This is a genomic window from Tenacibaculum profundicola (genome assembly GCF_057220795.1).
Map to the genome: position 1 here is coordinate 4,510,570 of NZ_CM170137.1, position 26,741 is coordinate 4,537,310.

The window sequence follows — 26,741 nt, forward strand, 5'->3', positions numbered from 1 at the left end:
CCATGAAGAAGCTATTATTAATTATAAGTAGTATAATTTGGAGCACTAACATGTTGGCTCAAGAAGTTGAATTACCACAGTATGTAAGTCACCTTGCCGATAATCCATTTCTAATATCACCAACATACGCTGGTATTGGATCTGGTTTACAAATTCGATTAAATGGAGTTAGTCAATGGATTGGAGTTGAAGGTTCACCAGATACCCAATCCGTATCTATCGAAGCTAGATTGGCTGATCGTTTTGGTGGAGGAATAACTATTTATAATGATAAAAATGGATTTACATCTCAGCAAGGAGTGAAATTATCTTTGGCAAGTCACTTAACATTAAGTAACTTTCACGATAGTTTTTTGTCTTTTGCACTGAGTTATTCCTATAATCAGTTTGGAATAGATACTTCCGAAAACAACACATCAGAAGGAGGGATACCAAATAGATCTTTTGGAAACTCCAATTTTGATGTAGGAATGCTGTATCGTTATGAACGTTTTAGTATTAGTGCTAATGTGGCGAATTTATTGGATAAAAAAGTCATAGATTTTGATACAGATGAACCGAGAGTTTTAAGAAAATATATATTATATTCCTCGTATGTATTAGCACGGCTAAGTCAGAAAATAGAATTGGAACCTTCTATTTTAATTGAGTATAGAGAATTTGACAAACGTTCCAGAACAGATTTAAACCTAAAGGCACGAAAGGGTATTCCTGACGGATACGTTTGGGCAGGTTTAAGTTATACCTTCTTGAATGATCAGTTTTTTACACCCAATGCAATTACGCCATTAGTAGGGCTAAAAAAGACAAATTTTTATTTGTCATATGGTTTTAGTATTAATGTTAATGAAACGCAAAATTTTAATTATGGAACTCATATGATTACCTTAGGGTTTGATTATGAAAGGAGGCCTAGTTTAGCTCGATGTACACAAAAAATGATGATTTTTTAGTGGTAATTAAAAAAAGTAATATAAAATCCTCAAGTACTTAACGTATCTTGAGGATTTTCTTTTTCTTTGTTATAATGAATACGACAAACGAGAAATCAATAAACCTTAACAAATATATTAGTAGCACTGGTATATGTTCACGACGTGATGCTGAGAAGTACATAAAAGAAGGAAGGGTAACAATAAACGGAAAAGCTACACAGCTTGGAAATCGTGTTTTTGAAGGAGATGTAGTGAAGATTGACGGAAAGCCTTTAAAGTCAAAACCGAAAACAATTTATATTGCATTAAACAAACCTGTAGGTATTGTTTGTACAACCGATAGTAAAGAAAAAAAGAATATTGTAAAATTTGTTGGGTACCCTCAACGGTTATTTCCAATAGGAAGATTAGATAAACCTTCGGAGGGCCTTATTTTCTTAACAAATGACGGAGATATTGTAAATAAAATTTTAAGGGCAGGTAACAACCATGAAAAAGAATATATAGTAACTCTTGATAAAGCTTTTGATGAACGATTTATAAATAAAATGAGTAATGGTATTCCTATTTTAGGTACTGTAACAAAAAAATGTAGAGTAGTACGCGTTAACGATACTACATTTAAAATAGTATTGGTTCAAGGGTTAAATCGTCAAATTCGAAGAATGTGCGAGTATTTAGGATATGAAGTTAAAAAGTTAAAACGTACTCGTATTATGAACGTATCTCTCGGAAAATTAAAAACGGGAGAATGGCGAGAATTATCAGTGTTAGAAATGGAGGGAATTAATAGAATGGTTACTTCTTCTTCTAAAACTGAAGAAGCCTCTGTTATATCAAAACCTAATAAAAATAATAAAACTCCCAATAAAAAGAACGTTAAATCTAGGTTTGGTAGAAAAAGAAGATAAATATTGGAGCTAAGATTAGAACAATAAGAAACTTTTAACCTTCTACTTTTCAACATTAAACTTACATGCGTATCTTTGCCAACTATGCAATTTAATTTAAAAATAACCGATCCTAAAAGTAAAGCCCGTGCGGGTTCAATAACAACGGATCACGGAACTATAGAAACTCCCATATTTATGCCGGTTGGAACAGTGGCTACAGTAAAAGGAGTTCACCAATCAGAATTAAAAAACGAGATAAACCCGGATATAATATTAGGGAATACCTATCATTTATATTTACGCCCGAAAATAAAGATTCTTGAACAAGCAGGAGGACTTCACAAGTTTATGAATTGGGATCGAAATATATTAACAGATAGTGGAGGATATCAAGTGTATTCTCTTTCGGGAAGAAGAAAAATTAATGAAGAAGGAGTTAAGTTTAAGAGTCATATTGATGGCTCAACTCATTTCTTTACTCCTGAAAATGTTATGGAAATACAGCGATCAATTGGTGCTGATATTATTATGGCATTTGATGAATGTACTCCTTACCCATGTGATTATGGCTATGCCAAACAATCGATGCATATGACCCATAGATGGCTAAAAAGATGTATTAATCATTTAGAAAAAGTACCGCCGAAATATGGCTATAACCAAACATTTTTTCCAATAGTACAAGGGAGTACTTATACTGATTTAAGAAAGCAATCTGCTGAATTTATAGCATCTGTTGGAGCAGAGGGGAATGCCATTGGAGGGCTATCTGTAGGAGAGCCTGCTGAAGAGATGTATGCGATGACTGATGTGGTCTGTAGTATTCTTCCAGAAGATAAACCAAGGTATTTGATGGGGGTGGGTACACCGATTAATATTCTCGAAAATATTGCACTGGGGGTTGATATGTTTGATTGTGTTATGCCAACTCGTAATGCCAGAAATGGAATGTTATTTACCGCTCATGGCACCATTAATATCAAGAATAAAAAATGGGAAGATGATTTTTCTCCTATTGATGAAATGGGAATTACTTATGTCGATACAATGTACTCTAAAGCCTATTTGAAACATTTATTTTCTGCTAGAGAAATGCTCGGTAAGCAAATAGCATCAATACACAACTTAGGATTTTATCTATGGTTGGTTCGTGAAGCTAGAAAACATATTATAGCAGGAGATTTTACTGAATGGAAAAACAAAATGGTTATTCAAATGAACAAACGTTTATAAGTTGAAGTTACTAGATAAATACATACTAAAACGTTACTTGGTAACATTTCTGTTTACTTTGTTAATATTGATTCCAATAGCTGTTGCTATCGATATAGCAGAGAAAATTGATCGGTTCCTAAGAAATGAAAATTTAACGTTATTTGAAGTAGTAAATGATTATTACAAGAATTTTATAATTTACTATTCGAATACATTTATGCCTTTGGCATTATTTATTGCCGTTATACTGTTTACGTCAAAGTTGTCGAATAATACAGAAATAGTAGCTATAAATAATGCTCAAGTTTCTTTTACACGTTTTTTGTACCCTTACTTTATAGGAGCAACCATTATAACTTCTGTAGCTCTTTTAATGAATCATTTGTTTGTTCCATCTAGTAGTAAAACGAGGAGAACTTTTGAGAAAAAATATCTATCACGAAAAACATATGTAGACAATACCATTAGAGATTTTAGTTTACAACTAAATGATAGTACCTATGTTTTTGTCCAGAATTTCAACTTGGAAAGAAATTCTGGCTATAATTTTTCCACGGAAGTGTATGATGGCATTCGGTTGAAGTACAAATTGATAGCTGATAATATTAATTGGAACCCTAAGGATAGTACTTTTAAATTGAATAGCTGGAAAGAACGAAAAATATTTAAGGATCGGGATAGTATTTTTTCGGGAAATACATTAGATACTACCTTTGCATTTACTCCCAACGATTTTAATTATAAAAATCTTGTAGCTCAGGAAATGCGATCTGGAGAATTAAAAGACTTCATTAACCTGTCTAAAAAAAGAGGAATAAAAAATTTGAACGCATATTATGTAGAATTGTATAAGAGAACAAGTTTACCTATTGCTTCGTATATTTTAACTCTAATAGCTGTGGTTTTAGCACATAAAAAGAAAAGAGGAGGTTTAGGAGTTAATCTGGCACTGGGTATTGGGGCAATGTTTGTATATGTGTTTTTTATGAAAATTGGAGAAGTATTAGGTGCGGTAGCAGGAGCGAATTCTTTGTTGAACGTATGGATGCCAAATATCATTTTTGGTACGTATGCAATTTATTTATATATAAATGCAAGAAAGTAAAATTAAAAGTTATTTAACACTACATTTTATCGTTTTTATTTGGGGTTTTACCGCTATTTTAGGGGCCTTAATAACAGTAGACGCAATACCTTTAGTGTGGTTCAGAATGCTGTTGGCGGTTATTTTTATCGCTGTTTACATTTTAGTAAAAAAGAAGGAATTTGCTATTGAAGGTAAAGCCATATTTAAATTTATAATTTCAGGATTGATTATCGCCGTTCACTGGATTACTTTTTTTAAAGCAATAAAGGTGTCTAATGTTTCAGTTGCTTTAGTAACGATGAGTACTGGTGCATTTTTTGCATCATTAATAGAACCTCTATTTTTTAGAAGAAAAATTAAGGCTATTGAAATTTTATTTGGGTTACTTGTAGTGATCGGTCTTTATATTATTTTTAATTTTGAAAGTCAGTATACCCTCGGAATTGTTTATGCATTAATATCAGCATTTCTATCTGCTTTATTTTCAGTATTAAATGGGCTATTCGTGAAAAGGTACGACCCCACAATAATATCTTTCTATCAACTACTTTTCGGCGTATTAGGAATTACATTGTTTTTAATATTTAAAAATCAATTTTCAGTAGAGTTTTTTAGTATATCTATGGTAGATTGGTTTTACTTAGTTATTTTAAGTAGTATATGCACAGCATATGCTTTTATAGCTTCAGTAAAGGTAATGAGGTATTTAACACCATATACAGTAATGCTTACTATTAATTTAGAACCCATTTATGCGATCATTTTGGCACTTATAATCTTTGGCGAGAAAGAAGAGATGAAAGTAGAGTTTTATTATGGAGCGTTTATCGTTTTATTGGTCGTATTATTGAATGGATTGTTAAAAAATAAAATTTTGTTTAGAAAGAAAATTACCGTAAAAAAATAGGTAAAAAAGTGGTTGTATTAAAATATCTGTTCAAATTTTTAGTATGTTTGCCTTAGCAAACAACGAATTTAAAAAATAGAAAAATCAAACTGTATACTATGGAATATTTAGATTTTGAAATGCCAATTAAAGAACTTGAAGATCAGTTGGCAAAATGCTATGACATAGGGAAAGAGAGCGATGTTGATGTTTCGGAGACATATAAGAAGATTGAGAGAAAATTAGAAAAAGCAAAAAAAGATATACATAAAAACTTAACACCATGGCAACGTGTGCAGTTGTCACGTCACCCGAATAGACCGTATACCTTAGATTATATAAGAGCTATCTGTGGTGATACTTTTATGGAACTTCATGGAGATAGAAGTGTGAAGGATGATAAAGCAATGATTGGAGGTTTAGGTAAAATTGGAGATCAATCATTTATGTTTATCGGACAACAAAAAGGGTATAACACCAAAACACGTCAATATCGTAACTTTGGTATGGCAAATCCTGAAGGTTACCGTAAGGCGTTGCGTTTAATGCGTATGGCAGAAAAATTTGGTATACCTGTGGTTACCTTATTAGATACACCGGGAGCATATCCTGGTTTAGAAGCCGAAGAGAGAGGGCAAGGAGAAGCGATTGCACGTAATATTTTAGAAATGACTCGTTTAAAAACACCTATTATTACTGTGGTAATTGGAGAAGGTGCTTCTGGAGGAGCTGTAGGTATTGGTGTAGGTGATAGAGTGTATATGATGGAAAACACTTGGTACACGGTAATATCTCCGGAGTCGTGTTCTTCTATTTTATGGCGTAGTTGGGAATATAAAGAACAAGCAGCGGCAGCACTTAAATTAACTGGGGAGGATATGAAGAAGCTTGAATTAATTGATGGTATTATTAAAGAACCACTTGGTGGAGCCCATTTTGATAGAGAGGGAGCCTTTGAAGCTGTTAAGAATCAGGTGTTAAGTGCATTTGATGAGTTGAAAGACTTAAATGAAGTTGAGTTGGTTGAAAAACGTATGAATAAATACGCTAGTATGGGCGTTTATAAAGAATAATAAATTTATTATAGTTCACAAAATAAAGAGCATCTACGTCAAGTAAGATGCTTTTTTTATGCCTACGTGTCTCGTTCTGAAATAATGTTATATCACTTATGATTTGAAATTATAGCATACCAAAATGACACCCCTTCTCAATACAAATGTAAATCGTATAAGCGCTAAAAAAGGGTAAGTATATAGCCTAATAAAGAACTACCTAAAACAATATAAGCATTGTTCGTTTTTTTAAACATAAACACTACTAAAAAGCTAATAATCATAATTACAATTGTGCGCCAATCGGTAATGGTATTTTTAGCCATTATCATACAAACAGCGATAATAAGAGCTACAGCAGCTATATTAACACTATCGAGCATTGCGCCTACAGCTTTCGATTTTCTCATTTTGGGAATTAAAGGGTTCAGTAATAACACCATGAGAAAAGAAGGAAGAAAAATACCTGCAGTAGCGACAAGTGCACCAGAAAAGCCATTCATTTGCCAACCTATAAAGGTTGCGGTTGTTAAAATTGGACCAGGGGTTATTTGGCCTACAGCTACGGCATCTATAAGTACTTGTTGGGTAAGCCAACCATTACCAACCAATTCGGTATCTAAAAAAGCAAACAATACATAACCACTTCCGTAAAGAATAGCTCCAATTTTTAGAAAAGTAAAAAATATAGAATATGTAGCAATTTTTGTGTTAGCCTGTAAGGCGAATACAAACGGTAAAAGAGTATATAAATGACTGTTATTTTTTCTAAAATAAAACATTAGTAATCCCGTTATGGCGCTACCAAAAAGTACTGCAATTTCATTAATACCTAACAAACTAGCGGCTATGGCAATACAACCAAGAATAACCAATTGTAAATTTTTTACAGCTTTTTTTCCTAATTTATAGGCAGCGATTGCAATAATGGCTATAACAGCAGGTTTAATACCGTATATAAAAGGAGTAACTTCAGGTAATTGGCCATAAGATTGATATAACCAAGCAAATATACCTGTAATGAATGCAGCAGGAAAAATAAAACAAAAGCCAGCAATGAATAAGCCTTTCCAACCTGCTTTTTCATGTCCGCAATGCATGGTCATTTCTGTTGAATTCGGGCCAGGGATTAGATTAGTAGCACCCATGAGATCTAAAAAATGTTCTTGCGTCATCCATTTCCTTTTGGTAACAATTTCATTTTCCATCATGGCTATATGCGCGGCAGGACCGCCAAAGGCAATGCAACCTAACTTAAAAAAAAGCAAAGCTATTTCTTTTAAATCATCTCTTTGTTTTATGCTTTTAGTATGGTTCAAAATGAAAGGATTTTAAATTATTCTACCTTATTAAAGAAAGTCAATGTATAATTTGGTAACACGTTAGGACTCGTGATTTTAACCAAATCCTTTAAAACCAAATCTGGCCGTACAGGAGATAATTCATAATACAACAAACCTCCTGTCTCTCCTCTTTTTCCAGCGATTGAATAAAGCTTGTTATTTGTATATGCATCGAATTCTTTATAGTGAACATTAGCAGTAACTAGTTGTTCTTTGGTTTCATATAAGCCACAATTAAGCCAATAATCTGCATGTTTTCCTTTTTCCAACACACTTTCGAAACTAAGTTGTAAACTTCCAGTTCCTTGTGTATCTTTCCATAGATAATTTAAATTTGCATCTTTAAAAAAAGTGGCGTTATAGCTTTGACCAGCCGGAACATTCCATACATCTTTAAACATACTACCAGATAGGACCGTTGGAGTGTTTACATTTTTCTTAGCAATTTCCTTTGCTTCTAAGTAAGCGGTTTCAATTGAATTAAAAATGCTATCAGCCTCCTTCTCTTTATCAAATAAAACTCCAAAAAATTTAATCCATTCAGCTCTTCCTAATGGTGTTTCTTCCAACCAATCGCCATTAAAAATAACAGGAACACCTGTTTTTTTGATATTCTCATACAATTTACTGTTAGGATGTAATGAAAACCCTACCACTAATTCTGGTTGTAAGTCGAGTATTTTTTCTGTATTCATATCTTGCTCCATACCCAATTCCGTAATTTTTCCTTCTTTGATTCTATTACGTGTTTTTGGAGAAGAAATGTATTTGGTATGTGGAAATCCAACTAAACTGTTCTCAATTCCCAACAACTCCAGCATCGGTATATGTGTAGTACTGGTAACCACTAATTTTTCAACAGGAACTTTAATTTCATTCTTGTCAATATTTGTAATATTGGTAAGTGTAAAAGAATAGCTTTTGTTAGAATTTTGAAAAACTCTCTTAATAATTAATTGTTTTCGATTGTTTTGTGTGACAATATCAAATCCCTTAGCATATTTAATGCTATTGTTTGTAGGGGGTATTGGAACAACTTTTTGGGAGCTTTCTTGCTTGCAAGATTCCAAAAGAAATAGCATAAAAATAAATAGTAAATAGTGTTTCATTTTTTATATGTTGAGTGTGACCATGGCGCCATAATTGAGCTTTAGGTCAAATGATTTTTCAAGTGAAATGTGATTTATATAAGCCCACATACTTCGTATTACTCCTGCATGGGTTATAACTACGGCTCTTTCGTTTGTTGTTTGCTTTAGCTCCTCTAAAAAATCAGTGGTACGGCTATACATATCAAGATAAGATTCTCCATTTTTTGTTGGAACATTAACAAAATCTTCCATCCAATAATTTAACTCATTTTTGTCAATATCATCCCATCTTTGGAGTTCCCAATCTCCAAAATTAAGTTCTTTTAAACGCTCATCAAAAATCACAGTATCTGATAATTGTTCTGCTAACAAAGCACAACGTCGAAGCGGACTGCTATAATATGCAATGGATGATTCGTTAAAGGGAACCTTGTCTAAAATGGGGTGGATTTCTTCTAAAAACGTAGCTGTTACTCCGATATCTGCTTGGCCATAACAGGTTGCTTTGGCTATTTTAGGTGTGGTATGTCTAACTAGAATAACTTCCATACGGCTAACAAGCTTATATAATAAATGACTTCTGAAACTTGCTGTAATGCTCCAGCACAATCGCCAGTTTGACCTCCAATCCATTTTTTAAAAAAACGACCTAAATATACATAGGTTATAAATAAAGGGATCAAAACTAAAAACACAAAATTTTCTTGTAAAAATAAAAGAGGTGTCAGACCTATAATACCAGAAATAATGAGTGATTTAGTGCTCATCTTTTTGGTAGTAGGTTTTACTTTTGAACTATCGTTATCTCTTACATAGGTATGCGTGTATAACAAAATTGTGGCTATGAATCGGCTTACACCATGACCTGAAATAATAACAAAAACCAAGTTTACTGCGTTCTTTTGTAGATGATATAATGATAGAAATTTTAAACTGAGAATGAAAAGAAGTCCACTAACTCCAAAAGTTCCTAATCTGGAATCTTTCATTATAGTTAAAATCGTATCCTTCGTCCATCCGCCACCAAAACCGTCGCAAACATCTGCGAATCCGTCTTCATGAAAAGCTCCCGTTACCCATAACGAACTGATCATACTTAATAAAATAGCTATATCAGCAGGAAAAACGAAAGAGAAAGTATAGTAGGTAAAAGCAGCTATACCACCAACTAAAATTCCAACTAGAGAGAAATACCTACTACTTTTATTTAGAATTTCAGATGAATGATCTACCCAACTAGGGCATGGTATACGTGTAAAAAATAAAACTGCTGTTAAAAAATAATGAACTTGCTTTTTGATCATAATTATGCTTCACTTACATTGGCACTTTCAAAAGTAGCCATATTATTTAAAAAATTTACACTTGCTTGTACAATTGGGAAAGCAATTGCGCAACCTGTACCTTCTCCTAAGCGGAGTCCTAGATTTACTAATGGTTTTACATTTAGGTAGTTCAGCATTTTTTGATGTCCTTGTTCACCAGAGGTATGACAAAAAATACAATATTCTAAAATGGCAGGATCCATGGAATGGGCTGCTAATAAAGCAGCAGTAACAATAAAACCATCTATTAATAAAGTCATCTGTAAAGAAGCTGCTTCTAGCATAGCACCGCACATCATTACAATTTCGAATCCTCCAAATGAACGTAGAGCATCAGAAGAAGATTGTAAAGACGTTTTGTGTAAGTTATAGACCTCCTCTAAGGTTTTTATTTTGGTATTAAGACCTTCATCACTAACGCCAGTACCTCTGCCTACACATTGACTAATAGGTGTGTTGGTAAGATAACTCATTAATAAGGAAGCAGAAGAAGTATTGCTGATACCCATTTCACCAAAACCAATAATATTACAACCGTTGGTATGTAATTTTCGAACGAGTTCTTTTCCTTTACTTAGAGCTAGGTTATATTCCTCAAAAGACATGGCTTTGCTAGTACTGTAATCGTTAGTTCCTTTCGCTATTTTAGCTTTAATTAACTGTGCATGACTTTCAAAATCGGCATTTACACCGGCATCAACAATTTTCAGATTGATATTATTTTGATTACAGAACACATTGATTGCTGCACCGCCAGTTAAAAAATTCAGCACCATTTGCTGTGTAACTTCTTGTGGATATGGACTTACTTTATGAGTCGTCGCTATACCATGATCGCCAGCAAAAACCATTATTGTTGGATGTAAAAGACTAGGGGTCGTTGTTTTTTGAATTAAAGCTATTTGCATAGCAATGGTTTCTAACATTCCTAAAGCACCGATGGGTTTGGTTTTATAGTCTATCTTTTCTTGAATAGTTTGTTGTAAACTTTTAGAAAGTGGAGCTATTTTTGTATTCATAAGAAATGTTATTTTAATGTTAATGGTAAACCAGACACCATAAAAAGGGCTTTGTGAGCATGTTTGGCAATGTATTGATTGGTCCAACCTTGAAGCTCTGTAAACTTTCTTCCAGATTGGGTGGTAGCGTGCAATCCCATTCCTATTTCGTTCGAAATAATTATAATATTAGAATTGATACGGGTAAGCTTTTCTATTTCTGTTTTCGCAAGCTCGAGGGCTGCAGTAACATCGTATTCGGTATCTGTAAATAAATTAGTTAGCCAAAGTGTAACACAATCGATAACCACTGTTTGGTTTTCAGAAATCTTTTTACTTATCCATTTTTCCTCTTCAATGGTTGTCCAGCGATTATCTCTTTCAGCAATATGCCTGTCAACACGTTTTTTAAAATCATCATCCCAAATGCGCGATGTAGCTAAATATATTGGAGAATCTGACAAAGATTCAGCAAGTTCTTGTGCGTACCTGCTTTTTCCTGAACGCTCACCTCCTGTAATGTAATATATCATCTTAAAAAATTATGGAACACAAAGATTACAAAGTTTTTTAGATAAGAAAAACTTATATACCAAACTTTACACTTTAAATTGGCTGGAAGGAAGCCGAGTAATGTTTTTGAAAATTAAATCGTCAAAAAAACCATAGATTTTTGTTGTAAGTTTATAATAATAGTATAAATTCGCACCGAATTTTGGTTTTTCTTTAATCGCTAGCAAAGATTAAATAAAATTAAAAGGGAATTCGGTTTAAATCCGAAGCTGTTCCCGCAACTGTAAGCTAAAAAGCTTGTAATTATTCTTAATGTCACTGTTTAATAAGGAACGGGAAGACCAATTACAAGACGTAAGCCAGGAGACCTGCCAAATTTCACACAATTCGAACTTTCGGGATAAAGGTTTGAGGGTAGTACATACTGCGCTATTTTTTTCCTGAATAAAATTTAAAATATTAAGTAGAAATGAAAAAAAAAGTACTTTGTTTAAGTGTTTTAGCAACCGTCTTTGCATTCAACGTTAATGCACAAGAAAAAGAGCAGAATATACAACTCGAAGAGGTTGTTATTTCAGATTCCAAATTCAAATTAAAAAAAGAGAATTCAGGGAAAGTTATCCATAAAATTACTGCAGAAGTTATTGAGAGAAATACAGGTAAAAATGTCGTTGACCTAATCAATACTATTTCGGGTATAGAAATAAATGGAAATACTAGCGTGCCTGGCCAAAATCTAGGAATCTTTGTGAGAGGTGGAAGTACAAAGGAAGTAGTGGTTTTGATTGATGGAATTCAGGTAGCAAACCCAGCCGATGTTTCTGGAGGCTTTGATTTGCGATTATTAGATTTAAATGACGTAGCGTCAATTGAAGTGATTAAAGGAGCTGCAAGTACTTTATATGGAACAGGAGCAGCCACAGCAGTAATCAATATTACATTGAAGGAGGCTAAATCAGGAACAGCCAATACAGCATTATCACTTTTTGGAGGAACCAATAATAGTCAAGACACAAAAAATGGAACAGTCATTCAAAGTGTCGCGAATATTAACGGAAAGATCAGCGATTTTAATTATTTGGTTAGTTTTTCTTCTTTTGACGCAAGAGGAGTTTCAGGTGCTCGATCTGAAAATGAAGCTGTTGTTAATGATGATCCTTTTCAACGAATAGCAACAAATGTAAAGCTAGGCTATAAATTTAACGATAAGTTTTCTATCAATTCTTTAGGAAGTTACAGTGAGTTTAGCAATAATTATGATTCGGGCCCTTTTACCGACGGTTCTAATACTTCTTTAGATAAAAGTTATAGAGTAAGCTTAGCACCAAAATACGAGTATGAGAAGGGAAGTGTTCAGCTTAATATGGCGTATAGTAAGTACGATGCAGATAGAACACAAACAACATATCCAGGTATAAGTAGGGGAGAAAACTACATAGTAGATGCTTTTGCAAAACATCAATTTAATAATTTATTCTTAGTTGCAGGAGTTAATTTTCAGCATAACACTATTGAAACCTATGAGATACCATATGGTCTAACGGAGTTGACAAAAACAGTATATACAGAAGAGCCTAAAACACAACTGATAGATCCTTATGTGAACGTTGTATATGTATCAGATATTGGTGTAAACCTGAATGCGGGTGTTCGATTAAATAATCATAATAAGTATGGAAATCATTTTGTATATAATATAAACCCTTCCTATAGAATAAAACAGGAAAATGGATACCTAAAGTTTCTAGCTTCTTATAGTACCGCATTTTTAGCACCATCTATTCAAGACTTATACGCTTCATGGGGTAATATTGATTTGACCCCACAAGAGAGTACTACTTATGAAGGTGGAGTTGAATATAAGTTGAATTCATTGGTTTTAAATACTGTGTATTTTAACAGAGATGTAATGAATATTATAGGATATAATAATACCACTTTTAGAATGGAAAATATGGGTAGTACGAGTATAGAAGGTATTGAAGTGAACGCGAACTATAAACCGTTAGATAATTTAACGTTAAATACGAATTATACGTATACAAATAATGATGAAGTTGCGATAAGGATACCTAAACATAAAATAAATATCGGTGCTAATTATGGTTTTAAAGCAACGAACGTATCACTAAGTTACCAATATGTCAGTGATAGAGATGATACAGATTTTAGAAGTTATCCGTATGTAAATGTTCCTTTAAGCGCTTATTCTTTGGTTGATTTTTCTGCGAATCATACGTTAAATAAAAATGTTAAATTATTTTTAACGGTAACAAATGTTTTAAATGAAGATTATGAAGAAACCTTTGGATATTCAACATTAGGAAGAAATTATAAATTAGGTGTTCGTTTAAATTTTTAACACATTTTTTAATTACTGAAATATAAATTTTTAGCAAAAAAAAGCTCACATTATGTGAGCTTTTTTTGTGCTAAAATACTTTTCTTAGAGGGCGAAAGAGAACGCCAAAAGCAGTACCTTTTATGTTTAACTCGAATTCTGTATTAGAACTTCGTAATGAGAGTTGAAAACATCATAAAAGCAATTGTTTTATCAATTTAGCGCAGCAGTGCTGTTCTAAAACTGAAAAATAGAACGTAGTGTTTGATTTTGTAGAGCTTTCAGGTTATCATATATTTTCTAATACATAATCTGGTTTTAATAAGTTTTGAGTTTATGTTGCTTGATGAAAGAAAATAAAAAATTTGATAAGTTTTTGTAACATAATTTTTAAACGAACGTCTTGTAAGAAAGTAATAAGTCATTTTACACAAAATTAGTAGCTTAATTGCTATTTGATTTTTTTGGCAAAAATTAACTAACGAATGATAAAAATAGAGAACCTACATAAGTCCTACCCAATTGGAAAAGATTCACTGCATGTTTTAAAAGGACTGGATTTACATATTAAAGAAGGTGAATTTGTGTCTATTATGGGGTCATCTGGATCTGGAAAATCTACGTTATTGAATATTGTAGGTTTATTAGACTCACATGATGAAGGAAATTATTATTTGAATGGACAGTTAATAAAAGATTTAAATGAAAAAAAAGCAGCGATTTTAAGAAATAAATTTCTTGGATTTGTATTTCAATCTTTTAATTTAATTTCATACAAAACTGCCTTAGAAAATGTTGCATTACCACTTTATTATAAAGGGGTAAGTAGAAAAGAACGTTTAAAAACAGCTCTAGATTACCTTGAAAAAGTGGGCTTGAAAGACTGGGCAAATCATTTACCTAATGAACTATCAGGTGGGCAAAAACAGCGTGTAGCAATTGCTAGGGCATTGGTGACTAGACCTAAAGTTGTATTAGCCGATGAGCCAACTGGAGCACTAGATTCTACAACCACAGATTCTGTTATGGACTTACTAAAAGACATAAATGATGATGGAATGACTGTTTTTGTAATTACGCATGAAGAAGAAGTAGCAGCGCAAACAAAAAGGATAGTGCGTTTAAAAGATGGTGTTATTATAAGCGATACTGTTACAGAAAAAGCTAAAAATCAAAGTTATGTTTGATATAGATCGTTGGAGAGAAATTTTCCAAAGTATTAATAAAAACAAGCTTCGTTCTATATTGTCGGGTTTTACGGTAGCATTTGCAATATTGCTTTTTACCTTGCTTTTTGGGATTGTTACTGGTTTGCAAAATCAATTTAAAACAGCATTTGTAGATGATGCAACCAATGCGATGTTTGTTAGAGTATGGAAAACATCAAAGCCATATAAAGGGTTACAAACAGGAAGAAGAATTCAGTTAAAAAATGAAAATTTTAATTACGTTAAAAATAAATATGAAAATAAAATTCAGCATTTAACGGCAAGAATTTATAAAAATGTCAATATAGCTTATAAAGGTAAGCAGAACAATTATCAATTAAGAGCGGTACACCCAGATCATCAATTCCTTGAAAAAACAATAATGGAAGAGGGCAGGTACATTAATGAGCTTGATTTAAAGAATAGGTTAAAAGTAATTGTAATAGGAAGATTGGTGAAAAAGGATTTGTTTGGAGAAAAACCAGCTCTGGGTAAACAATTGAATGTCGATGGAATTTCCTATAAGATAATTGGTATTTTTTCTGACAAAGGAGGGGATAGAGAAGAAAGATTAACATACATGCCGGTTACCACTGCGCAAAAACTGTATGGAAACAATGATTATATCAGCCAAATAAATATAGGATATGATCCAAAATTAAGTTTAAATGAGGCTATTGCTTTTGGTAATAGAGTAGAACGAGACTTAAGAAAGAAGTTGGATATTCATCCTGATGATCAAAATGCCTTATCTTTAAGTAATATGGCTGAAGCAAACAAAGGAATTAATCAATTTATGTTTGCATTGTATTTTATTGTTGTTTTTGTGGGGTCAGGAACCTTAATAGCAGGGATCATTGGAATTAGTAATATTATGATTTTTGTTATTAAAGAAAGAACAAAAGAATTTGGTATACGAAAAGCCTTAGGAGCACAACCATCGTCTATCATTGGTATGGTAATTCAAGAGTCGATTTTAATAACAACAATTGCTGGGTACTTAGGACTTTCCTTAGGAACGTATATACTAAGTACCATAGGAGAAGATTTGGAAAAATATTTTATTAAAGATCCACATGTCAGCCCTGGTATTGTTATTGGTGCTACAGTTATACTGATTTTATCAGGATTAATTGCTGGGTATTTACCAGCAAAAAGAGCAGCACAAATTAAACCTATTGTAGCATTAAGAGCAGATTAACTATGAAATTTTTATTTGATTCAGATTCATGGCAAGAAATTTACGGAAGTATTCGTAAAAATAAACTAAGAACAGGAATTACCATAGTTGGTGTACTCTGGGGAATTTTTATTCTTGTCGTTTTATTAGGTGCGGCAAGAGGGATGGAAAATAACTTTAAAAGGATATTTGGAGATTTTGCCACTAACAGTGTTTTTATGTGGACACAAAGCACTGATATGCCATTTAAAGGCTTTCAAAAGGGAAGAAGATTTAGTTTAACTTTTGAAGATATACAAACACTTAAACAAGAGTATGCGAAAGAAATTAAGTTATTAGTTCCGAGAAACCAGACAAGTGGACTTTTAGTGAAGGATTTTAAATCTGGAGATTTTTCAGTTAGTGGTGACTATCCAGAGTTAGACAAAGTACAAAAGAAAGATCTTATTTATGGAAGGTTTATAAATAAAAATGATATCAATGGTAATACTAAGGTATGTGTGATTTCAGAAAATATATATAAACAGTTGTTTGATAAAAATGAAAAACCTGTTGGACAATACATCAAAATAAGCAATGTTAATTACAAGGTAATTGGCGTATATAAGCCTTCGACTACCATCGATATTGATGGAGATACGGCGTATATTCCTTTCACGACTTTTCAAAAAGTATACAATACATCAAACAAGGTTGATTGGATGATGATTACAGCCAATGAAGGGGTAGATATTAATCAAATGGAGAAAGATATTCTCTTGACACTTAGGAATTTACATAAAGTGCATCCAGAAGATTCACGCGCTTTTGGAAGTGTTAATTTAGGAGATCGAATAGCTAAAGTAACAGGGTTTTTAAAAGGAATGCAGTTTTTAACTTGGTTTGTAGGAATAGCAACCTTAATAGCAGGAGTATTTGCAATCGGAAACATTTTATTAATAACTGTGAAGGAAAGAACAAAGGAAATTGGAATACGAAGAGCCATTGGCGCAACGCCAAAAAGTATAAGAAGTCAAATCATTTTAGAATCAGTTTTTTTAACAACCATTGCTGGTATGCTGGGAATAATATTTGGAGGACTAGTATTGTATTTACTCGATACTACATTAGGGAGTGGGGAAGATCCCACACTGGTAAACCCTACCGTTAATATTCCGATAATTATGGTAGCATTTAGCATATTAGTAGTTTTAGGTACGATGATAGGACTGATACCAGCCTATATGGCAACCATTATTAAACCAATTGAAGCATTAAGAGAAGAATAAAATAATCAACAAATCATGAGTAAAAGAGCAAAAATCATTTTAGCAATTGTAGCATTACTATTTGTAGCCGTTCTAATATGGTTAGGTAAAAAAAATCAAAAAAGTATAATTTCCTATGAAACAGAAAAGCCTTTTAAGGCAACCATAATAAAAAAAGCTGTGGCAACTGGAAAAGTAATTCCTTTAGAAGAGGTTGAAATTAAACCACAAATTTCTGGAATAATTAATAAAATTTATTTAGAAGAAGGAATGGTTGTTAAATCGGGAGATTTAATCGCTACTGTTAGGGTAGTGCCTAATATTCAGTCATTGAACTCTGCAAACGGTCAAATAGAGAACGCAAAATTATCATTTAATAATGCGAAAATACAATTTGATAGAAATAAAAAATTATTTGATAAAGGTGTGATTTCTAGGCAAGAGTATGAAAATTCTGAATTAAATTACAAAAATGCAAAGCAAAGTTTAGCAAATGCAAAATCTGATTTAGATATTATCAAAAAAGGAACCACTGCAAGATTGGGTAAAACAGCAAATACCAATATTAGAGCAACAGCCTCTGGAATGTTAGTAGAGATCCCAGTGAAAAAAGGGTATCAAGTTATAGAAAGTAATAACTTTAATGCAGGAACAACTATTGCCACAATTGCTGATATGACAAAAATGATTTTCGAAGGAAAGGTAGATGAATCTGAAGTTGGAAAATTGGTAAAAGGCTCTGAAATTGAAGTGTCTTTAGGAGCGATTGAAGGGAAGAAGTTTCCAGCACGATTAAATTTTATAGCCCCTAAAGGAACTGAAGAAAATGGAGCTGTACAGTTTAAAATTAAAGCAGATGTTGTTTTAGATGACCAGTACTTTATTAGAGCGGGTTATAGCGCTAATGCAGATATTGTTTTAGAAAAGAAAGATAGTGTTTTGTCTATAAAAGAATCATTGTTACGCTTTGATAAGAAAACAGAAGAACCTTATGTTGAAATTAAAGTAGGTGCAGACGGAGATGGAAAATTTGAAAAAAGAACCGTTAAATTAGGGACTTCTGATGGGGTAAATGTTCAAATACTTGAAGGGGTAACCGAAGATGATGAAATCAAAATTTGGAATAAGGCTTCTAAAGATGAAGACAAAGAAAGAAGAAGAGATAGATAATATCTAGAAATTAATATGATAAATGAAAACCACATTGCATAAGTTGTAATGTGGTTTTTTTATGCATGCAAATGGATGTATTTGCTGATTCAACCCGAATTATGTAATAAAATATATAGACTCCTTGGTATTTAGGGTACATGCCGATGTATAGATAAGAGATAAGCGTTGACCACAAAGAAAGACTGTGTAACTTAACCTAAGAAGCGGTATAAGATTCAAAAAAGATAAAAATTATGTTGTGCGTTATTAATGAGCATACAAGAAAAACTAGTGCAATTAGTTTGAAGGCTAAGGGAATAATTGAGTTAATATTATCATAGAACTGGTGCTTCTATTGATAGGTAGAAATAAAATGAAGCGAGGCTATACCAGTTATTGTTTGAATTTACTGTAAAAGAAAATGAGTATCTTTTCTTTATATAAGATAGAAAATAAATGATAGTAGTAACTATGATTTATTTTCATATTGAAATAGAAAGGGAAAAAGGACGTTTTATTATGGTAAATTCAAATGGTACTAGATAGAAAAGACAACAAAAAAATCCTGAGATTTATCAAAAATCTCAGGATTTTAATTCTATACTAAATACTTAAATAGTAAAGTTAATATTAGTTAGTTCCATTAGAAACCATACTTTTTTCTTTAGCAGGTATAGCTTCTTTAACGATGAAACCTTTAATTTTTAATACTTTTCTTTCTACTTGAGCATTCGAAATAATCGTGATTGATTTATGAAAACCACCTGGTCTTTTCGTGTCATAAGAAACCGCTATTTCACCTTTCTCTCCTGGCATAACTGGTTTTTCTGGTTTTTTAGGGACTGTACATCCACAGGTAGACTTTACACTTTTAATGATTAAAGGAGCATCACCTACATTCGTAAATTCAAATACACGCTTCCCTTCTGATCCTAATGCTATTTTACCGTAATCGATCACCTCTTTTTCAAATTTAAACTCTTGAGCACTTACTGTTAAAGTGATGAAGAAAATAGCTACAAATGATAATATTGTTTTCATAATGTTAATTTTAATTAAGGGTCTCACAACCTGTTGCAAATTTATAATTATTTTTCGGGATTAAAAAAATAGCAACTATTTTTCTGTAGCTCAGAGATAGTTGTATTTTTGCTAATTAGATTTCAAAAATAATGCCAAAAAATATATTGGGCTAAATATAGTAAAAACATATGAATATTCCATCAACATACAACGCCAAAGAAGTAGAAGGGAAATGGTACGATTACTGGATGAAACATAACTATTTTCATTCGGAAGTAGATGACAGAGAACCTTACACAATTGTAATCCCTCCTCCAAATGTCACTGGAGTATTGCATATGGGGCATATGTTAAATAATACTATTCAAGACGTTTTAATAAGAAGAGCTCGTTTACAAGGCAAAAATGCTTGTTGGGTACCAGGTACCGATCATGCCTCTATTGCAACTGAGGCAAAAGTAGTAGCTAAACTAAAAGAGCAAGGAATTGATAAAAATGACTTAAGTCGTGAAGAGTTTTTAAAGCATGCTTGGGAATGGAAAAATGAATATGGAGGAATCATTTTAGATCAATTAAAAAAGTTAGGAGCTTCTTGTGATTGGGAGAGAACTGCTTTTACGATGGATCCAGCGCTGTCTGAATCGGTAATTAAAGTGTTTATAGATCTGTATAATAAAGGATTTATTTATCGTGGTTTTAGAATGGTAAACTGGGATCCTGAAGCCAAAACGACCTTGTCAGATGAAGAAGTGATTTACGAGGAACGTCAAGGAAATTTATATTATTTGCAATATGATATTGTAGGGTCGGATGAAAAGGTAACAATAGCAACGACACGTCCAGAGACAATTTTGGGAGATACCGCAATCTGTATCAATCCGAATGATGAACGTTTTACGCACCTAAAAGGAAAAAAAGTTATAGTTCCTCTTTGTGAACGAGAAATTCCAATAATTGAAGATGACTATGTTGATGTTGAATTTGGTACTGGTTGTTTGAAAGTAACTCCAGCTCATGACGAAAATGATAAAATTCTAGGAGATAAACATAATTTAGAGGTAATCGATATTTTTAATGAAGATGCAACATTAAATTCTTATGGATTGCACTATCAAGGTAAAGATCGTTTTGTTACTCGTAAAGAAATTTCTAAAGAATTAAAGGAAAAAGGGTACTTAGTAAAAATTGAACAACATACAAACAAAGTTGGAACCTCTGAAAGAACCAAAGCCGTAATTGAGCCTAGATTATCAGATCAATGGTTCTTAAAAATGGAAGATCTAGTTAAACCGGCAATTGAAGCAGTTTTAGGAGAAGATCGAGAGGTTAAATTATTTCCGAAAAAATTCGAAAATACCTACCGCCATTGGATGGAGAATATCCGAGATTGGAATATTTCTCGTCAATTATGGTGGGGGCAACAGATTCCTGCGTATTATTTCGGCGATGGAAAAGAGGATTTTGTAGTTGCCGAAAATATGGAGGATGCCCTAAAGTTAGCACAAGAAAAAACTGGGAATGCAGCGTTGAGAACAAGTGATTTAAAACAAGACCCAGATGCGCTTGATACATGGTTCTCATCATGGTTGTGGCCAATGAGTGTTTTTGATGGAATAAGAAATCCTGAAAACGAGGAAATTAAATATTATTACCCTACAAATGATTTAGTAACAGGACCAGATATTCTATTTTTCTGGGTAGCCCGTATGATTATTTCGGGATATGAATACAAAGATCAACGTCCATTTGAAAATGTTTACTTAACAGGACTTGTTCGTGATAAGCAGCGAAGAAAGATGTCAAAACAATTAGGAAACTCTCCCGATGCGCTGAAGTTAATTGAAAATTTTGGGGCTGATGGTGTACGCGTTGGCTTGTTATTGAGTTCTGCAGCTGGTAATGATTTAATGTTTGATGAAGCTTTATGCCAACAAGGAAAACAGTTTGCAAATAAAATTTGGAATGCTTTTCGTTTAATAAAAGGATGGAAGGTTGATGAAACTATAAACCAACCTGAAACAGCGGTAATAGGATTAGAATGGTTTGAAGCTAAATTTAATAAGGTGTTGACTGAGATTGAAGATCATTTTAGTAAATATCGTTTGTCAGATGCTTTAATGGCGATTTATAAGCTGGTATGGGATGATTTCTGTTCGTGGTTACTAGAAATTGTAAAACCAGCTTACGGCGCACCTATTGATGTTAAATCATATAAGGCTGTTATTGATATATTCGAGAAAAATTTAAAAATACTACATCCATTTATGCCTTTCTTAACAGAAGAGGTTTGGCAGCATATTACTGAAAGAACACCAGAGGAAGCATTGATTATAGCAAAATATCCTGAGATAAAGGCAACAAGCGATGAATTAATTAGCAATTTTGAGTTTGCATCTGAGGTAGTGTCAGGAATACGTACCATAAGAAAGAACAAAAATATTTCATTTAAAGAGACGGTAGAATTGTTGGTGGTGAATAATGAAAATTATACAAAAAACTTTGATTTAGTAATTCAGAAATTAACCAATACATCTGTAATTAACTATGTTTCTGAAAAAATTGAAGGAGCAGCTTCTTTTAGAGTAAAATCTAATGAATACTTTGTTCCAATAGCATTAGATAGTATTGATGTAGAAGCAGAGGCTAAGAAATTAGCTGCTGAATTAAAAAGAGCAGAAGGATTCTTAATGGGGATTCAAAAGAAACTGTCTAATGAACGTTTTGTAAGTAAAGCACCTGACCAAGTAATTGCTTTAGAACGTAAAAAAGAAGCAGATACGCTAGCTAAAATAGAAACATTAAAAAATAGTTTAGCTAGTTTACAGGAATAGAAAATAAATACGTGTATTTAAAGGTCTTCTTGATAAAAGAAGACCTTTTTTATCTTAGACTTTGAATAAATTTCGTTGTTGAATTCCCGAAAATCTAGGTAAAGAATGTGTCAATACCCTCAAAGAACTAAGTAAACTGCGTACTTGGTACTTTGAGGGTATTTATACCGTTTATGATTTGAAATTAGAGTTAAAGAAAATGATGATATTTTCTTTATACAAACTACGCATAGCCTTAGTTGATGGTTTCTTTTTCTAACGAAGAAGAAATGAAAAAAGGCGTTTTATTATGGTAATTTTAATTTGTAAATGGTATTAGATATAAGATGTTAAAATTAATTATCCTGTCTGTAATACGCTATTAAAGTATTTTTTAATAGCATGGCAATGGTCATCGGACCAACGCCACCGGGAACAGGAGTAACGTAGGAAGCTTTACTTTTTACGTCATTAAAAGAAACATCACCTACTAGTCTAAATCCACTTTTCTTCGAAGCATCAGCTACTCTTGTGATACCAACATCAATAATGACTACACCTTCCTTTACCATATCTCCTTTCAAGAATTCTGGAATACCTAGAGCAGCAACGATAATATCGGCTTCTTTTGTAATATCAGCCAGATTCTTCGTTCTACTATGTGTTAAGGTTACCGTTGCATTACCAACTTTTCTTTTTTGAGACAATAAAATACTCATCGGACTTCCAACAATATGACTTCGTCCTATAACGACTACATTTTTACCTGAAGTTTCGATTTGGTAACGATCTAGTAACTCTAAAATACCAAAAGGTGTTGCAGATATAAAAGTAGGTAAATTCAATGCGAGTTTACCAACATTCATTGGGTGGAAACCATCCACATCTTTTTCCGGAGCTACGGCCATTAAAACCTTCTGTTCGTCAATATGATCTGGCAGTGGTAATTGCACGATGAAGCCATTAATATCGTTATCAACGTTTAAAACTGTGATTTCATTTAATAATTCTTCTTCTGTGATTTCTTCAGGAAGTCTTATCAAAGTAGATTCAAAACCGACCCTATCACAAGCTTTTACTTTGGCATTAACGTAAGTTAAACTAGCGCCATCACTTCCAACAATAATAGCCGCTAAATGAGGTGCTTTTTTTTCTTGTTGTTTTAATTCCGCTACTTCTAATGCGATTTCTTCTTTAATATCTGCCGAGGTCTTTTTACCGTCAAGTAATATCATTTGTTGTTGTATTGTTGTTGTATTGTTTGGTTATTGAAAAAACGTATAAAGTAAAAAGAGAAGTCATCGCTTCTCTTTTTTATCGTATAGTATATGTCTTATCTCATTCCTCGCATCATCTGCATCATTTTTCTTCCACCGCCACCTTGCATCATTTTCATCATCTTACTCATTTGATCAAACTGCTTCATTAATTGGTTCACTTCCTGTACGGAGGTTCCCGAACCTTTTGCAATTCGTTTTTTACGGCTTGCATTTATTACTGTAGGAGAACTTCTTTCAGAAGGAGTCATCGAATGTATAATGGCTTCGATTCCTTTAAAAGCGTCATCATCAATGTCGATGTCTTTTAAAGCTTTACCAGCACCAGGAATCATCCCAACTAAATCTTTCATGCTACCCATCTTTTTGATTTGCTGAATCTGATTTAAAAAATCATCAAAACCAAATTGATTTTTAGCAATTTTCTTTTGTAATTCACGTGCCTCTTTTTCATCGTATTGCTCTTGTGCACGTTCTACTAACGAGACAACATCTCCCATTCCTAAAATACGATCGGCCATACGATCTGGGTAGAAAACGTCAATGGCATCCATTTTTTCACCAGTACCTATAAACTTAATAGGCTTATTAACTACTGATTTAATAGATAAAGCAGCACCACCTCGTGTATCACCATCAAGCTTTGTAAGAATTACACCTTCAAAATTTAAGATATCATTAAATGCTTTTGCCGTATTCACAGCGTCCTGTCCAGTCATAGAATCTACAACGAACAATGTTTCTTGAGGGCTAACAGCTTTATGAATATTAGAAATTTCTGTCATCATCTCTTCATCCACAGCCAAACGACCGGCGGTATCAATGATCACAACATTTTTGCTATTTGCTTTCGCATGTTTAATAGCGTTTAAAGAAATTTCAACTGGATTTTTATTTCCTTCCTCTGCATAGACTTCAACTCCAATCTGTTCTCCAACAACACGCAACTGGTTTATGGCAGCAGGTCGATATACATCACACCCTACTAATAAAACTTCTTTGGCTTTTTTGGTTTTGAGATAATTCGCTAATTTACCAGAGAAAGTAGTTTTACCAGATCCTTGTAAACCAGACATTAAAATAACAGAAGGAGAGCCACCTAGGTTAATACCTACTGAGTCACCTCCCATTAAATCGGTTAATTCGTCTTTAACCAATTTAACCATTAACTGACCTGGATTCAGTGTTGTTAATACGTTCTGACCAATAGCTTTTTCTTTTACTCTCTTAGTAAAGTCTTTCGCTATTTTAAAGTTAACATCAGCATCTAACAAAGCTCTGCGAACTTCTTTTAATGTTTCTGCTACATTAACCTCAGTAATCTTTCCGTGACCTTTTAGCGTATGTAACGCTTTATCTAACTTCTCACTTAAATTATTAAACATGTATAGGCTTCATTTTTGGAAGCACAAATATAAGAAATTTGACTGAGATGTGTATGATTGTTTTTATCTTTTAGAATTACGTACTTATGGCTGTTTTAGTTCTTTTCTTTTCATGATTCACCGGATAGTCTATTCCATGGGAATTCTATGAGCTACTGGAGGCACTTGTTGTTGTTTGTTAGTAATTATGGTGTTTTTGATAGCTGCCATTTGAATTTAATTACTTCCTGTTTTAGTATGAAATCTTGCTCCCAAAAAAATATCGGGAGCAAGATTATTTTAATCGTATGTCTAACTCTTTAGTCTGTCAATTTTTAGCTTCAACTTGGTGTCAATGCAAGGATATGATGCGATATTTTTAACTTAGAGTCCAATCAATACTTAGATATGATTGCGTTTATTCACATAGTTTTCCTTTTTCTAATAGAAAAGCTAAAGTCATTTGACTAATTTTTTCTATCAGATCAGGGCTATTGGCTGATGAATTTGGTGTGGTACCTATCACATCCGAATTTGTATGATAATGGCTTGCTTGTTCAATACCTAGATCTTCAATGATATGAATGGAAGGAATGTTTTTTTCTTGAAAAGAGGTATTGTCAGAGGATATTCCATCTATAAAATCTGCAAATACGGTTTCTAAATCGTTTTTTGTTTTAAAGTTAATTTCTAAAGAATCCGTATATGGAGCCATGGTGTTTTTTAGGTCATGCACAAGAGCTGTTGATATAGAATGGTTACCATCTAGCAAAAGCATGTTAAGTTTTTCTGAATTCGCTTTTTTATGAGAAATACCATTAAAAATTAAAGCGAAATCTACTTTTTCAGCTGATATATACGATGAATTCACAAAAGACTTACTTCCTAATAGCCCTTCCTCTTCGGCAGCAAAAAAGCAAAAATATATTGTTTTTTCTGTTTGAATATTTGTAAGAACATCTAACATGCCTAATATACCTGCAACACCTGATGCATTGTCATCTGCACCTGCGTATGGGATAACGGCATCAAAATGTGCGCCAATTACCATAATTGATTCAGGATTAGCACATCCTTTCTTCACGGCAATAATGTTAGGATTATGTTCATCGTCGAGCCATTTGTCAGTAATTATTTCATCAATAGCATTGTCGTTTTTTAAGTCGTTTAACTTCTCGAGTAAATATTTTGAAACCTCCATATTTTCTTCGACTTCATTGGGTTTTGAAACCCGATCCATATCCTGTAAATCTTTAATATAGGTAAACATCTGTTCTCCTGAAATGTTTGCAATAATTCTTTGAATTTCAGTATTTTCTGGTTCAGGTTCGATGTTGTTGTCATCTTCCGAGTTACTACATCCAAAAGCAATGAGTAGCGTAGCCAATACTATAAAAGAATTTTTTTGTTGTAACATCTTTGCAATAATAATCTTAAAATTAGTATACATTTTTATTGTGTTTTTTTGATTAAATAGTATTTTTTTGTTCATAAAATTCGTGTTAATGTTTGTGTTTTATCGGAGGCAAATTTAGGATTGTTTTACCCTTTAATGACTCGTTGTTGTACAATTAACAGCACTTTATGTTATTGTATATGAAGAAGTTAATGAATATATAATATAGTCGTAAATTTATGATAAAAAGAGTGTTGATGAGCTTGTATATCATATCGATATTATAAAGTAGTTGACCTTATTTGTCATATTATAATCATCATTACTGCTTTCTCAGATACGAATAGAGTGATATTTTTATTCTAATATTGAAATTAAGCATAAAATAACCTAAAGTTTGTT

Annotated in this window: 22 protein-coding genes and 1 riboswitch; of the genes, 12 read left to right on the forward strand and 10 right to left on the reverse strand. The window is 32.8% G+C overall.

What is annotated here, in order from left to right; all coding sequences use genetic code 11:
* Window positions 1–2: 2 nt before the first annotated feature.
* The 6 genes from AC2TDS_RS18325 to AC2TDS_RS18350 all read left to right on the forward strand — a co-directional run bounded on the left by AC2TDS_RS18325 (window position 3) and on the right by AC2TDS_RS18350 (window position 6,089).
* The gene (locus tag AC2TDS_RS18325) at window positions 3–953 is read left to right on the forward strand and encodes a PorP/SprF family type IX secretion system membrane protein (protein WP_484737023.1); all 951 of its coding nucleotides are present in this window, start codon (window positions 3–5) and stop codon (window positions 951–953) included.
* A gap of 74 nt (window positions 954–1,027) precedes the next feature.
* A complete protein-coding gene (rluF, locus tag AC2TDS_RS18330) occupies window positions 1,028–1,846 on the forward strand; it encodes a 23S rRNA pseudouridine(2604) synthase RluF (protein WP_484737024.1) in 819 nt (272 codons plus the stop codon).
* An 84-nt stretch (window positions 1,847–1,930) separates the two neighbouring features.
* Window positions 1,931–3,061, forward strand: a complete 1,131-nt coding sequence (gene tgt, locus AC2TDS_RS18335) for a tRNA guanosine(34) transglycosylase Tgt (protein ID WP_484737025.1) — start codon at window positions 1,931–1,933, stop codon at window positions 3,059–3,061.
* Window position 3,062: 1 nt separating this feature from the next.
* Window positions 3,063–4,148, forward strand: coding sequence for an LptF/LptG family permease (locus AC2TDS_RS18340; protein WP_484737026.1), 1,086 nt, complete (start codon window positions 3,063–3,065; stop codon window positions 4,146–4,148).
* Window positions 4,135–5,037, forward strand: coding sequence for a DMT family transporter (locus AC2TDS_RS18345; protein WP_484737027.1), 903 nt, complete (start codon window positions 4,135–4,137; stop codon window positions 5,035–5,037). Before AC2TDS_RS18340 ends, AC2TDS_RS18345 begins: the two co-directional genes overlap by 14 nt.
* A 98-nt stretch (window positions 5,038–5,135) precedes the next feature.
* The gene (locus tag AC2TDS_RS18350) at window positions 5,136–6,089 is read left to right on the forward strand and encodes an acetyl-CoA carboxylase carboxyltransferase subunit alpha (RefSeq protein ID WP_484737028.1); all 954 of its coding nucleotides are present in this window, start codon (window positions 5,136–5,138) and stop codon (window positions 6,087–6,089) included.
* A 164-nt stretch (window positions 6,090–6,253) separates the two neighbouring features.
* On the opposite strand, the gene chrA is transcribed toward AC2TDS_RS18350, so the two are convergent.
* From chrA to AC2TDS_RS18380, 6 genes are read right to left on the reverse strand one after another with little or no spacing between them, the layout of a single operon-like run.
* Window positions 6,254–7,390, reverse strand: coding sequence for a chromate efflux transporter (gene chrA, locus AC2TDS_RS18355; protein WP_484737029.1), 1,137 nt, complete (start codon window positions 7,388–7,390; stop codon window positions 6,254–6,256).
* A gap of 17 nt (window positions 7,391–7,407) precedes the next feature.
* The gene (locus AC2TDS_RS18360; protein WP_484737030.1) at window positions 7,408–8,523 is read right to left on the reverse strand and encodes an ABC transporter substrate-binding protein; all 1,116 of its coding nucleotides are present in this window, start codon (window positions 8,521–8,523) and stop codon (window positions 7,408–7,410) included.
* A gap of 3 nt (window positions 8,524–8,526) precedes the next feature.
* Window positions 8,527–9,054 carry an alpha-ribazole phosphatase gene (gene cobC, locus AC2TDS_RS18365; protein WP_484737031.1) on the reverse strand — a complete coding sequence of 176 codons (528 nt, stop codon included), beginning with the start codon at window positions 9,052–9,054 and terminating at the stop codon, window positions 8,527–8,529.
* Window positions 9,039–9,809 (reverse strand): adenosylcobinamide-GDP ribazoletransferase, encoded by a 771-nt coding sequence (locus tag AC2TDS_RS18370; protein WP_484737032.1) that lies wholly within the window; start codon window positions 9,807–9,809, stop codon window positions 9,039–9,041. The genes cobC and AC2TDS_RS18370 overlap by 16 nt, the downstream gene beginning before the upstream one ends.
* 2 nt (window positions 9,810–9,811) lie before the next feature.
* Window positions 9,812–10,849, reverse strand: a complete 1,038-nt coding sequence (gene cobT / locus AC2TDS_RS18375; protein ID WP_484737033.1) for a nicotinate-nucleotide--dimethylbenzimidazole phosphoribosyltransferase — start codon at window positions 10,847–10,849, stop codon at window positions 9,812–9,814.
* Between the two features lie 8 nt (window positions 10,850–10,857).
* Entirely contained in the window at window positions 10,858–11,361 is a 504-nt protein-coding gene (locus AC2TDS_RS18380) for a bifunctional adenosylcobinamide kinase/adenosylcobinamide-phosphate guanylyltransferase (protein WP_484737034.1), read from the reverse strand.
* A gap of 166 nt (window positions 11,362–11,527) precedes the next feature.
* A riboswitch (cobalamin riboswitch) is annotated at window positions 11,528–11,731 on the forward strand.
* A gap of 79 nt (window positions 11,732–11,810) precedes the next feature.
* Here AC2TDS_RS18380 and AC2TDS_RS18385 point away from each other — a divergent pair.
* From AC2TDS_RS18385 to AC2TDS_RS18405, 5 genes are all read left to right on the forward strand, one after another.
* Window positions 11,811–13,703, forward strand: coding sequence for a TonB-dependent receptor plug domain-containing protein (locus AC2TDS_RS18385; RefSeq protein ID WP_484737035.1), 1,893 nt, complete (start codon window positions 11,811–11,813; stop codon window positions 13,701–13,703).
* A 464-nt stretch (window positions 13,704–14,167) separates the two neighbouring features.
* Window positions 14,168–14,869, forward strand: coding sequence for an ABC transporter ATP-binding protein (locus AC2TDS_RS18390; RefSeq protein ID WP_484737036.1), 702 nt, complete (start codon window positions 14,168–14,170; stop codon window positions 14,867–14,869).
* Window positions 14,862–16,091 (forward strand): ABC transporter permease, encoded by a 1,230-nt coding sequence (locus AC2TDS_RS18395; RefSeq protein WP_484737037.1) that lies wholly within the window; start codon window positions 14,862–14,864, stop codon window positions 16,089–16,091. The genes AC2TDS_RS18390 and AC2TDS_RS18395 overlap by 8 nt, the downstream gene beginning before the upstream one ends.
* Before the next feature lie 2 nt (window positions 16,092–16,093).
* Window positions 16,094–17,338, forward strand: a complete 1,245-nt coding sequence (locus AC2TDS_RS18400) for an ABC transporter permease (protein ID WP_484737038.1) — start codon at window positions 16,094–16,096, stop codon at window positions 17,336–17,338.
* A gap of 15 nt (window positions 17,339–17,353) precedes the next feature.
* Window positions 17,354–18,487, forward strand: a complete 1,134-nt coding sequence (locus tag AC2TDS_RS18405) for an efflux RND transporter periplasmic adaptor subunit (protein WP_484737039.1) — start codon at window positions 17,354–17,356, stop codon at window positions 18,485–18,487.
* Window positions 18,488–19,099: 612 nt separating this feature from the next.
* Here AC2TDS_RS18405 and AC2TDS_RS18410 read toward each other — a convergent pair.
* Window positions 19,100–19,510, reverse strand: a complete 411-nt coding sequence (locus tag AC2TDS_RS18410) for a DUF1573 domain-containing protein (RefSeq protein WP_484737040.1) — start codon at window positions 19,508–19,510, stop codon at window positions 19,100–19,102.
* Between the two features lie 170 nt (window positions 19,511–19,680).
* Here AC2TDS_RS18410 and AC2TDS_RS18415 point away from each other — a divergent pair, with 170 nt between their 5' ends.
* On the forward strand, window positions 19,681–22,323 hold the full coding sequence (locus tag AC2TDS_RS18415) for a valine--tRNA ligase (protein WP_484737041.1): 2,643 nt from the start codon (window positions 19,681–19,683) through the stop codon (window positions 22,321–22,323).
* 335 nt (window positions 22,324–22,658) lie between these two features.
* Here the strand turns inward: AC2TDS_RS18415 and folD are convergent, their stop codons facing one another.
* The 3 genes from folD to AC2TDS_RS18430 all read right to left on the reverse strand — a co-directional run bounded on the left by folD (window position 22,659) and on the right by AC2TDS_RS18430 (window position 26,435).
* Window positions 22,659–23,537 (reverse strand): bifunctional methylenetetrahydrofolate dehydrogenase/methenyltetrahydrofolate cyclohydrolase FolD, encoded by an 879-nt coding sequence (gene folD / locus AC2TDS_RS18420; RefSeq protein ID WP_484737042.1) that lies wholly within the window; start codon window positions 23,535–23,537, stop codon window positions 22,659–22,661.
* A gap of 98 nt (window positions 23,538–23,635) precedes the next feature.
* Entirely contained in the window at window positions 23,636–24,964 is a 1,329-nt protein-coding gene (gene ffh / locus AC2TDS_RS18425) for a signal recognition particle protein (protein WP_484737043.1), read from the reverse strand.
* Between the two features lie 397 nt (window positions 24,965–25,361).
* The gene (locus AC2TDS_RS18430) at window positions 25,362–26,435 is read right to left on the reverse strand and encodes a M28 family metallopeptidase (protein WP_484737044.1); all 1,074 of its coding nucleotides are present in this window, start codon (window positions 26,433–26,435) and stop codon (window positions 25,362–25,364) included.
* Window positions 26,436–26,741 lie beyond the last annotated feature (306 nt).

Excerpts from the sequence above, each read along its gene's own strand:
- AC2TDS_RS18325 (WP_484737023.1), top strand. The coding sequence starts at position 3 with ATGAAGAAGCTATTATTAATTATAAGTAGTATAATTTGGAGCACTAAC.
- rluF (WP_484737024.1), top strand. The coding sequence starts at position 1,028 with ATGAATACGACAAACGAGAAATCAATAAACCTTAACAAATATATTAGT.
- tgt (WP_484737025.1), top strand. The coding sequence starts at position 1,931 with ATGCAATTTAATTTAAAAATAACCGATCCTAAAAGTAAAGCCCGTGCG.
- AC2TDS_RS18345 (WP_484737027.1), top strand. The coding sequence starts at position 4,135 with ATGCAAGAAAGTAAAATTAAAAGTTATTTAACACTACATTTTATCGTT.
- AC2TDS_RS18350 (WP_484737028.1), top strand. The coding sequence starts at position 5,136 with ATGGAATATTTAGATTTTGAAATGCCAATTAAAGAACTTGAAGATCAG.
- AC2TDS_RS18360 (WP_484737030.1), bottom strand. The coding sequence starts at position 8,523 with ATGAAACACTATTTACTATTTATTTTTATGCTATTTCTTTTGGAATCT.
- cobC (WP_484737031.1), bottom strand. The coding sequence starts at position 9,054 with ATGGAAGTTATTCTAGTTAGACATACCACACCTAAAATAGCCAAAGCA.
- AC2TDS_RS18370 (WP_484737032.1), bottom strand. The coding sequence starts at position 9,809 with ATGATCAAAAAGCAAGTTCATTATTTTTTAACAGCAGTTTTATTTTTT.
- cobT (WP_484737033.1), bottom strand. The coding sequence starts at position 10,849 with ATGAATACAAAAATAGCTCCACTTTCTAAAAGTTTACAACAAACTATT.
- AC2TDS_RS18380 (WP_484737034.1), bottom strand. The coding sequence starts at position 11,361 with ATGATATATTACATTACAGGAGGTGAGCGTTCAGGAAAAAGCAGGTAC.
- AC2TDS_RS18385 (WP_484737035.1), top strand. The coding sequence starts at position 11,811 with ATGAAAAAAAAAGTACTTTGTTTAAGTGTTTTAGCAACCGTCTTTGCA.
- AC2TDS_RS18390 (WP_484737036.1), top strand. The coding sequence starts at position 14,168 with ATGATAAAAATAGAGAACCTACATAAGTCCTACCCAATTGGAAAAGAT.
- AC2TDS_RS18395 (WP_484737037.1), top strand. The coding sequence starts at position 14,862 with ATGTTTGATATAGATCGTTGGAGAGAAATTTTCCAAAGTATTAATAAA.
- AC2TDS_RS18400 (WP_484737038.1), top strand. The coding sequence starts at position 16,094 with ATGAAATTTTTATTTGATTCAGATTCATGGCAAGAAATTTACGGAAGT.
- AC2TDS_RS18405 (WP_484737039.1), top strand. The coding sequence starts at position 17,354 with ATGAGTAAAAGAGCAAAAATCATTTTAGCAATTGTAGCATTACTATTT.
- AC2TDS_RS18410 (WP_484737040.1), bottom strand. The coding sequence starts at position 19,510 with ATGAAAACAATATTATCATTTGTAGCTATTTTCTTCATCACTTTAACA.
- AC2TDS_RS18415 (WP_484737041.1), top strand. The coding sequence starts at position 19,681 with ATGAATATTCCATCAACATACAACGCCAAAGAAGTAGAAGGGAAATGG.
- folD (WP_484737042.1), bottom strand. The coding sequence starts at position 23,537 with ATGATATTACTTGACGGTAAAAAGACCTCGGCAGATATTAAAGAAGAA.
- ffh (WP_484737043.1), bottom strand. The coding sequence starts at position 24,964 with ATGTTTAATAATTTAAGTGAGAAGTTAGATAAAGCGTTACATACGCTA.
- AC2TDS_RS18430 (WP_484737044.1), bottom strand. The coding sequence starts at position 26,435 with ATGAACAAAAAAATACTATTTAATCAAAAAAACACAATAAAAATGTAT.